At 68.5% G+C, this 9,519-nt stretch carries 8 protein-coding genes and 1 pseudogene; 6 read left to right on the top strand and 3 right to left on the bottom strand.

Annotated features, from left to right (window positions below; all coding sequences use genetic code 11):
• Together ACIRL2_RS50955 and ACIRL2_RS50960 are read left to right on the top strand one after the other, a co-directional pair.
• Positions 1 to 162 (top strand): transposase (locus ACIRL2_RS50955; protein ID WP_402242608.1); only part of this gene is annotated, 162 nt, incomplete at its 5' end.
• A 202-nt stretch (positions 163 to 364) separates the two neighbouring features.
• Positions 365 to 868, top strand: a complete 504-nt coding sequence (locus ACIRL2_RS50960; RefSeq protein WP_402242595.1) for an SUKH-4 family immunity protein — start codon at positions 365 to 367, stop codon at positions 866 to 868.
• 33 nt (positions 869 to 901) lie between these two features.
• Here ACIRL2_RS50960 and ACIRL2_RS50965 read toward each other — a convergent pair whose 3' ends face one another.
• Positions 902 to 1,765: a recombinase family protein gene (locus ACIRL2_RS50965; RefSeq protein WP_402242598.1), complete on the bottom strand. Its 864-nt coding sequence runs from the start codon at positions 1,763 to 1,765 to the stop codon at positions 902 to 904.
• Positions 1,766 to 1,992: 227 nt separating this feature from the next.
• Between ACIRL2_RS50965 and ACIRL2_RS50970 the strand changes: the two genes are divergently transcribed.
• Complete coding sequence (locus ACIRL2_RS50970; protein ID WP_395873545.1) at positions 1,993 to 2,133, top strand: hypothetical protein; 141 nt, start codon at positions 1,993 to 1,995, stop codon at positions 2,131 to 2,133.
• A 2-nt stretch (positions 2,134 to 2,135) separates the two neighbouring features.
• Positions 2,136 to 4,446: pseudogene (locus tag ACIRL2_RS50975) on the top strand (Tn3 family transposase); the annotation flags it as partial.
• A gap of 330 nt (positions 4,447 to 4,776) precedes the next feature.
• On the opposite strand, the gene ACIRL2_RS50980 reads toward ACIRL2_RS50975, so the two are convergent.
• Entirely contained in the window at positions 4,777 to 5,175 is a 399-nt protein-coding gene (locus ACIRL2_RS50980) for a VOC family protein (RefSeq protein WP_395873544.1), read from the bottom strand.
• A gap of 63 nt (positions 5,176 to 5,238) precedes the next feature.
• Here ACIRL2_RS50980 and ACIRL2_RS50985 point away from each other — a divergent pair, with 63 nt between their 5' ends.
• Positions 5,239 to 6,204 (top strand): helix-turn-helix transcriptional regulator, encoded by a 966-nt coding sequence (locus ACIRL2_RS50985; protein WP_395873543.1) that lies wholly within the window; start codon positions 5,239 to 5,241, stop codon positions 6,202 to 6,204.
• Positions 6,205 to 6,661: 457 nt separating this feature from the next.
• On the opposite strand, the gene ACIRL2_RS50990 is transcribed toward ACIRL2_RS50985, so the two are convergent.
• Positions 6,662 to 7,330 carry a histidine phosphatase family protein gene (locus tag ACIRL2_RS50990; RefSeq protein WP_402242602.1) on the bottom strand — a complete coding sequence of 223 codons (669 nt, stop codon included), beginning with the start codon at positions 7,328 to 7,330 and terminating at the stop codon, positions 6,662 to 6,664.
• 675 nt (positions 7,331 to 8,005) lie between these two features.
• Between ACIRL2_RS50990 and ACIRL2_RS50995 the strand changes: the two genes are divergently transcribed.
• On the top strand, positions 8,006 to 9,460 hold the full coding sequence (locus tag ACIRL2_RS50995; RefSeq protein WP_402242605.1) for an IS701 family transposase: 1,455 nt from the start codon (positions 8,006 to 8,008) through the stop codon (positions 9,458 to 9,460).
• Positions 9,461 to 9,519: the final 59 nt, after the last annotated feature.

The raw sequence follows: 9,519 nt of genomic DNA on the forward strand, positions 1-9,519 counted from the left end.
TCGACGCGTCTCGGCCGACACCGATGGGTCGTCGAACGAACCGTGTCCTGGCTCAACGCCTTCCGCCGCCTCCACCGCCGATACGAGGTCAAGGCCTCGCACTTCGGCGCGTTCGTCAGCATCGCCGCCGCATTCATCTGCTACCGCCAATATGCCAAATGAAACGACTTCTTGGTGGGTTCCAAGCCGACGCAGTCCTTGGCGGCCCGGACGCGTTCCTCGCGGACCAACGAATCACGGCGACCCGCATTTTCATGGCCGACGAAACGAATGTGGGATGAAGCAACGATAGAATGCAAGTTCGCCTGGTTGCGGTGGCGATCGTTTTATTCGTGCGGTAGGCCAAGCCGGAGATCGAGACACTATGGATCGCGCAGAAATGGTACGAATCTTCAGCCCGGCCCTGGCGCCGGTTCTGGATCCGGATGAGATCCCTGAACAGGTGGTGGACAACCAAACCAGGTTTACTCTGCAAAATATCGGCGTACCGACAAGCGTCGGCGATGCCGTCGTGACCAACCTGTACGGCTTAATGCCCCTTGGTGAATTTCTGGGCGGAATGCAACTTCCTGCCTGGGCCCGGTCGAAGAACGTCTTGCTATTGGGTCTTATCCTTGACGGTTTTCTATGTCTGAACGGAAATGATGGCGCGGTGCTCATGCTGACTCGCGAGCTCGAAGAGGATCCTGTCGAGGTGGCAAGTAGCCTCCATGTATTCGTTTCCATTCTCGTCGGGGTCTCTGAGGCCGCGCACTGGACCGCCAACCCGCCCGACTTGGACGTCACGGCACTCATAGAACAGATTGATCCAAGATCGCTGGGCGCTTCTGCTCTCTGGGAAAGAGTTTTCGAGAACCTGGTCGGTTGACTTGTGCGAGTAGTGGCGGGCGACATGACGATGTCATCGGTCGGCGACACGGATCGTGTCGGTGGTGGCGAGGGCTTCGTTGTACGCGGCGAGGGTGCGGTAGAGGGTGGAGCGGCCGATGCCGAGGCGCCTGGCGATCGAGGTGACGGATTCGTCGGCGTCGCGGCGGCGGAGGGCGACGGCGAGCATGTCGCCGTCGACTGCCGCGGGCCGGCCACCGTGGCTGCCGTTCGCGGCGGCGGTGTCCAGGCCGATCAGGGTGCGTTCGTGGATGAATTCCCGCTCGACTTCGGCCATCGCGGCGAACACGACGAAGAGGATCTTGCCGGCGCCCTGGGGGTCGTGGACGCCGGACAGCGCGCCGCTGAGGATTTCCAGGCGGTGGTCGCGTTCGGCGAGGTCCTGTGCGGAGGTGATGAGTTCGATCATGTTGCAGCCGAGGCGGTCGAGCATGGTGACGGTGAGGGGGTCGGCCGGGCGCAGGTCGGCGAGGGCGGCGTTGTACTCGGGGCGGATCTTCTCCCGGGTGCCGATCTTCTCGACGTGGATGCGCACGCAGCCGGCCTTCTTCAGGAGGCGGACCTGCCCGGCGAGGTCCTGGCCTTTGCCGGAGACGCGGGCGTAGCCGACGCGGTCGCCGGTCCGCGTGAGAAGTGCGGGGTCGAGGTCGGGTTCGGGGCCGGGCTGCCAGGTGCGGCCGGGTCCGCGCGCGGTGGGGATGCGGATCGCGGGTCCGGACTTGAGTGCGGGGATCTTGCCGTAGCGGCCGGTGTGGTAATCGACGGCGACGACGCCGGTGTTGGCCCGGCACACCGACCCGGGCGGCGCCCCGCATCGCGGGCACGGCTGGCGCTCGATCAGCTCGGCGCGGGCGATCTCGTCCGGTTCGTCGTTCACGCGTTCCCCTCCGGCCTGGCCGCCCGGAGCGGCTCGTCCCGAATACCCGTCCCGCTTCCTGGTTGCGCCCGCCGGTTTCGGGATGCCTTTCGGGACGCCTTCGACAAGCTAGGGGTCGTGAACGGTGGCCGTCCCGGAATCGGTCGTTTCCGGGACGGCCACCCGGTCGGGTCATTGTGGGGTTCCTGCCCGGGCGGATCGGCGACACGGCGCTGACACTTCGAGACATGGGCACGAACGCGGAGCGGCGCGAGAGCACGGTCGCCCGGCTGGAGCTTCTTCGCGAGGCGGGCGAGTTGTCGGCCGCGCACGTGCGGCTCGCCGCGCGCGGGTGCGAGGTGAGCGAGCGGACGGTGTGGCGGTGGTGACGATCGAGCGCGCGCCCGAGCCGCGCAGAACCGCCCTGTTGACGGCGGTGGTGCGCAACCTGGAGGCGCAGGCGGTCGACGACGCGTTGGACCTGTTCGCGTTGTTGATGGCGACCCGGTTGATCAGCCCGGCCCGCCGTGCGTCGGATCGGGATCGGTTGTCGACGTTGCCGCAGTTGGAGAAGGCGGCGCGCACGTTGGCGCGGGCCTCGAAGATCCTGGTCCAGGAGCTGGAGCTCGTCGAGGAGGCGGGGGCGGATCTGGACGTCGCCGCGTTGTGGGCGGCCGTGGAGGAGGCCGTGCCGCGCGCCGCGGGGTCGGGTGCGGTGGCCATCGTCGAGGTGTTGGTGCCCGAGGACGACGGCTCGGCCGAGGCGGCGATGCGCGAGAAGCTCTCGTCCCGGTACAACACGGTCCGGCCGTTCCTGGGGTTGTTGGGCGAGTCGGACGCGTTGGGCGCTGCCCAGGCCGGCCGCAAGGTGTTGCGGGCGGTCCGCGCGCTGCCTGCCTTGTCGCGGCGCCGGGTCAAGGAACGTCCGCTGCTGCCGCGCGAGGTCGACGCGGACCTGGTGCCGCCGATGTGGCGGCGCGCGGTGTTCTCCAACGCTCGGTTGGCGCCGGGCGCGGTTGACCGCGACGCGTACGTGGTGTGCGTGCTGGAGCTGCTGTATCGGGCGTTGAACCGGCGCGACGTGTTCGCCTCCCCCTCGCACCGCTGGTCGGATCCCCGCGCGCGGTTGCTGGACGGGGCCCGTTGGGAGGCGATGCGTGCGGACGTGCTCGCCGGTCTGGGCCTGGGCGCCCCGGTGGAGGAGCATCTGGGGCACCTGACACGGGCGTTGGACGCGGCGTGGCGGCAGATGGCCGAGCGCCTGGTCGAGGCCGGGGACGCGGCGAGGGTGGAGATCGTCGTTCCCGAGGGCGGCGGGCGGGCCCGGTTGTCGGTGGACAAGCTCGGCGCGGTGGGCAAGCCGGAGTCGTTGACGTGGTTGCGGACGACGACGAAGGCGATGCTGCCCAGGATCGACCTGCCGGACCTGTTGTTCGAGGTGCCCGCGTGGACGGGCTTCCTCGACGCGTTCACGCACGCGTCGGGCCGGACTACACGGATGGACGACGTCGCGGTGAGTCTGGTGGCGGTCCTGGTGTCGGAGAGCTGCAACATCGGGTTGACGCCGGTGGTGGACCCGAACGAGCGGGCTTTGACGCGTTCGCGGTTGTCGAGCGTGGACCAGAACTACATGCGCCCCGACACGCTCGCTGCGGCGAACGCGCTGCTGATCACCGCCCAGGGGCAGGTCGAGTTGGCGCGGATGATGGGCGGCGGGTTGTTGGCCTCGGTGGACGGGCTGCGGTTCGTCGTCCCGGTCAAGAGCATCAACACCGCTCCCTCGCCGAAGTACTACGGGTACAAGAGGGGCCTGACCTGGTTGAACGCGGTCAACGACCAGGTCGCGGGGATCGGCGCGATGGTTGTGCGCGGCACCCCGCGCGACAGCCTGTACACCCTGGACACGTTGCTGAACCTGGACGGCGGCATCCGCCCCGAGATGATCGCCACCGACCACGCCTCGTACTCCGACATGGCGTTCGGGTTGTACAAGATGCTGGGCTTCCGCTTCGCACCGCGGTTTCGCGATCTGGCCGACCAGCGGTTCTGGCGCGCGGAGACGCCCGTGCCCGAGGACGGGCAACCGGCGGGGGGCTACGGGCCGTTGGAGGCGATCGCCCGCCACCGGGTCAACCTGGGGCGGATCCGCACGCACTGGCCCGACATGCTCCGGGTGGCCGGGTCGCTGATCACCAACCAGGTCCGCGCCTACGACCTGGTGCGGATGTTCGGCCGCGAGGGCAACCCGACCCCGCTGGGGCAGGCGTTCGCCGAGTACGGCCGCATCGACAAGACCATGCACCTGCTCGCCCTGGTCGACCCGATGGACGACACCTACCGGCGCCTGATGAACCGCCAACTCACCGTGCAGGAATCACGCCACCGCCTGGCCCGCGCGATCTGCCACGGCGGCCGGGGACAGATCCGACAGGCGTACCGCGAGGGCCAGGAGGACCAGTTGGCCTGCCTGGGACTGGTCCTGAACGCGGTCGTCCTGTGGAACACCCGCTACCTGGACGCCGCGATCACCCGCCTCCGGGCCGAGGGGCACGACGTCAATGACGAGGACGTGGCCAGGCTGTCGCCGCTCAAGGATCGACACGTGAACTTCCTGGGCCGTTACCGGTTCTCCTTCCGTGGCGACGAAGGGCGGCGAGGGCGTGCGTCCCCTGCGCGATCCCGAGGACACCGACGAGGAGTGAACCTCGCCGCGGGAGATGGCCGCGATTCCCGAACACGCGAACCATAAAGACGACAAGAGCGGCCCCCAGCGCAGAGCACAGCGGCCTGGCCACTGGAGACGTTGCTGCACGGAGGTTCGCCTTTATCTAGTGACAACTGGCATACGCGCAGGTCGGGGCGGTCTGTGGGCTTGAGGCAAGTAAGGCACGTTGGTCGAACCTCGGGCCAAGGTGTTTCGACCGGAACGCCTGCGTTCATGTGACTGCAAACGTTTCGGTCGAATCGTTTCGCACGGGAGTTCGCCACCTTGCGTGGGCGCGCGGCCGTGGTCGTCGGCCGACCGGTGATGCTCAGTCCTGCGTGGAGATGCAGAAGGGGTGGCCTGCGGGGTCCAGCAGGACCCTCCGCTGATCGGGGTGCGGTTGGACAGGGGGTTCCATGGCGCCCAGTGCCAGCATCCGTGCGTGCGCGGCGTCCAGATCGTCGACGCCCAGTTCCATGTGAGCCTGCTTGCCCTGGGACGGGTCCGGCCAGGTCGGACGCCGGTAGTCCGCCACCCGGATGAAGCCCAGTCCGGGTGAACCCTCCCGGCCGAGCAGGATGAAGTCGTCGCTGGAGTAGACGACGGGCAGGCCGAGCGCGGTGCCGTAGAAGCGGGCCAGTTCGGCGGGTTCCGGGCAATCGAAGTCGACGGACAGCAATCGGATCGCAGGTCCGAATGTGGATTCGGATGTGGGTTCGGTACTCATGGGGAGGACGCTATGACGGGACCAGGACAGTTCCGGTCCTGGTCATGGGGAACACTTCGGGATGTGATCAGCACCTCCGCCCGCCTGCTGCGACTGGTCTCGCTGCTGTCCACTCGACCGACGTGGACCTGCCGCGAGCTGGCCGAGCGGATGGCGGTCACCGACCGCACGGTCCGGCGGGACATCGCCCGGCTGCGGGAACTCGGCTACGGCATCGAGTCCGACCCCGGGCCCTGGGGCGGCTACCGCCTCGGCGGTGGCACCCGGGTGCCACCGCTGATCCTCGACGACGAGGAGGCGCTTGCCGTGGCCGTCGCGCTGCGAGAGGCCGCGCTCAGCGGCGTCCTGGGCGGCGACCAGGCCGCGCTGTCGGCGCTGTTGAAACTACGGCAGGTCCTACCGCCCCGGATCGCGGACCGGCTGGGGGAGATGGATGCGATCTTCGAACACACTCCCAGGCCCGAGGGGCGTCAGATCTCGCCCGGCGTGCTGCTGGAACTGGCCGCCGCCTGCCGTCGTGGCGAGCGCACCCGTCTTTCGTACCGCGACCATGCGGGGAACGCCACCGTCCGGGACATCGACCCCTACCGCCTGGTACACACAGGCCACCGGTGGTACTTCGTCGCCCGGGACGTGGCCCGGGACCAGTGGCGGACATTCCGGGCCGACCGGGTGGTACAGGTACAGCCGACCGGACATGCCGTCGAACTCGTCGACCCGCCCGACCCGGCGCTCCTCGTCTCCCGATCCATCGCGGGCGTCGTGTACCCGCTCTATGTCACAGTCCGGCTGGCGCACCCCATGGACCAGGCACTACGGCTGGTCCCGCCCACGATCGGCACCCATCACCCGGACGGCCCCGATGCCACCATCGTCGAAATCGGCGGCAACGACGCCGACCAGCTCGCCACATACCTCCTCGGCCTGGGCACCACGCTACGGGTCCTGTCACCGGACCGCGTACGGGAGGCGCTGCTGCGCCGTACCCGAGACCTGTTCGAGGACAACGGGGGCGGTCAGCCCCGGTAGCGGGCGTTGCGCCGGGTACGAGGCCTCAGCCGCAACCGGTGTCAGAGGGGCGCTCAGCTCCTTCGGACGGATGTGATCAGCGGGTGCCTTCAGGACCGGCCCGGACGGCGGGTCCGCGATGGCCGACCTGTAGAAGTCCTGGGTAGCAGCTGCGGTGGTGAGGATCTGTGCCGGTGCGCTCACCGGCACTTCGGCCGGTCGGCCGAAGCGGGGCTAAACAAGACCTCGGTTAGCCCCCTTCGGTGCTCGACGGGGCATCCCGGCGCGTGACGCTGCCGTCGCCCAGCTCCTGATTGAGTCGGCAACACCTACTCGCGTGCGAGGTCGCTTATCAACACGACGCCGCAGTCGCGGACCCTGGCCCAGACATGGGCGGCGCAACCGCCCTGATCGTTGCTCGTGGGCGGGAGTATCGCGGATCGAGCCTTCCGCCACGAAGCGAATGGGCCGTAGGGCGTCAGGCGCCGAACTGCGTCCTCGACGACGCCTCGGCCTTCGACGGCAGCAGGTCCTTCGCGGGCTCGCTGTAGCCGACGGACACGATGCGGTCGCCCTCGTACGTGAACGTCGTCAGCGACGCAAGCGAGCACTGCCGCTTGCGCGGGTCGTGCAGCAGGCGCCGCCCCTCGATGTACGAGCGCACGATCCACACCGCAACCTGGTGGCTGACCAGTACCGCCTCGTGCCCGCGCGCCTTGTCGCGCGCCGAGTCCAGGGCCGAGGTCATGCGCACGACCTGGTCGATGTACGGCTCGCCCCACGACGGCTGGAAGGGGTTGCGCAGGTACTTCCAGTACCGCGGGTTGCGCAACGCGCCCGCGCCGACGCCGAATGTCTTGCCTTCGAAGTTGTTCTTCGCCTCGATCAGGCGCGGATCGGTCGCGACCTCAAGGTTGTGGCGGGCGGCGATCGGCGCGGCCGTCTCCTGCGCCCGCTCCAGCGGTGAGGCGGCGACGTATGTGATGTCGCGGTCGGCGAGGTGGTCTGCGACGTGCTCCGCCATCTTCACGCCCAGCTCGGAAAGGTGGTAGCCGGGCAAGCGGCCGTACAACACGCCCTCCGGGTTGAACACTTCGCCGTGGCGTATGAGGTGGACGACGGTAACGTCCTTGTCTTTCGCGGACATACGTCCCTCTCTCGGCTCTCGTCAGGATCCCGTGGCCTGCGCTGTGGCACGGCCGGCCGGGGCAGGGCATCCACGATACGGATCACCAGGACCGCTCCCGTCACGCATCGCCTGCTCGGGGTCGGGGATCGCCGCCGACGGCTCGATCATGACATCCGCGACGGGGCATCCACCCGGACCTCCGAGGCCGGCATCCGATCTCCCTCCCGCTCCGACCACGGCGGGAGCGTTTCGCGCGGGCACAATCTCAGGTCGGCAAGGTCCGGATGCCGGCCCAGATTCCACAGCCGAAGTTCTGTGCCCCGCTGCCCGGGAACCCATCCGAGTCGGTGTGCACCCTCGATCACCGCGGCAACCACTCCCGGCGTGATCACAGCCGACTGCTCGAAATTGGTCGACAGGCGTTGCCCCTCCTCTTCTGCGCGTTCGACAACAAGGACGATTGATCCACTATCGGGTGAAACCGCCCAGCGATAGCGCTCCCCGTCGACCACGATGACCCGTGTGCCCTCTTCCCAGTAACGGGCTCTCCCGGATGGGTCGTGCGGCGTGTTGGCCTGGCTCCTGAGGGAAGCCCCGCTTCGCGGAGCTGCGCTAGCGGTGGTTTGTTGACAGCGGGTCGGGGTCGCGGTATGCCGATAGGAGTGAACGTCGCCTGCGCCTCGGGGGGTTACGATGACCAAGCGTGTGCCCTGTCCGCCCGCACCGGGACCGTTGGAAGCCTACGCCGCGCGGTTCGACGACCTCTTCTCCACGTTGGCACAGCGCCGCGGGTTCCGCGAGTACCTGGCCGGGCTCCTGCTTCCGAGGGACCGCAACAAGACGCTGACCTGCCTGGCAGGTACGGAACCCGTGGTCGGTGCACAGCATCCGGCGGTGCAGCGGCTGCAGTTCTTCCTGTCCGAGTCGACCTGGGACCACGAGCGGATCAACGCCCGTCGCGTGGAGTTGTTACTGGCGGATCCGGCGACCGCGCCGCACGCGGGTGGGGTGTTGGTGATCAACGACTCCGGCGACCGCAAGGACGGCTCGGCGACCGCGCACGTGGGCAAGCAGTACCTGGGATCGGTCGGGAAGATCGACCGCGGTGTCGTCACGGTGACCACGTGTTGGGCGGACGAGCGCCTCTACCACCCCCTGCACGCCGTTCCCTACACCCCGGCCCACCACTTCGCGAAGGGGAAGAACGACCCCGACTTCCGCACGAAACTGCGGATCGGGGCCGCCCTGGCCCGGGAAGCGAAGCAGGCGGGGGTGTCCTTCCGGGCGGTGGCCGCCGACTGCGCCTACGGCGACCAGGACGGCTTCCGCAGCGAACTCGCAGACGCGGGGCTGCCGTTCGTAATGGCGCTCAAGCCCGGCCACGGCGCCTGGAGTTACAAGGATGCGTTCAGGCCCACCGACGCCGCCCGCGAACTGACCTGGGCGGGCCCGAACCGCCCCGGCGACTGGACCGCGGTCACCCGCACCTTCCGCGACGGAGGCACGGCCACCTGGTGGGCCGCCGACGCACGACTGGGTTGGTGGGGCCCCGACGGCGCCACCCGCCTGGTGGTCGCCACCACCGATCCGGCCACCCTGCCCGCGCGATCCACCTGGTACCTGGCCACCAACCTGCCCCGGCCGGGATCGCCCCGCGAGGCCACCAGCCGGCACCGGGCCGCCGACCTGGCCGAAGTGGTGCGCATATACGGGATCCGTCATTGGATCGAGCAAAGCTACAAGCAGGTCAAGGACGAACTCGGCTGGGCCGACTTCCAAGTCCGCTCCGACACCGCCATTCGCCGCCACCAGACCCTGGTCAACTGCGCGTTCTCGTTCTGCTGGGACGCGTGGTTCGCCCCGCCCCCGCCCCCGTCCGTGGATGCCCAGGAGTTGGAACCGCACCGCCCAGAGAGGGGGGACTCCCACGTCCCACCAGCCCCGAACGACCTCCTGGCCCCAAGCGATCCGGGCAGTCCGTGGCTGGTTGGCGCCCTGGACCACGCTGCAACGCTACTGGCGGGCATGGTCCACCAAGCCCCCGCCCACCGAACTCCAAACCCTGATCAACGCCCTCGGCACAGGAAGACCCATCGACCTCTACACCCCGGTCTAAGAAGCCGTTGTCTTATCGAACGTGGTCGCTGAGTTTCCTCTGGTCGGGCGTGAACTCGGTTGCTGTGCGGGAGGGATGACGCATTGTGTCG

Origin of the sequence: Embleya sp. NPDC127516 (assembly GCF_044765325.1) — a bacterium.
Taxonomy (GTDB): Bacteria; Actinomycetota; Actinomycetes; order Streptomycetales; family Streptomycetaceae; genus Embleya.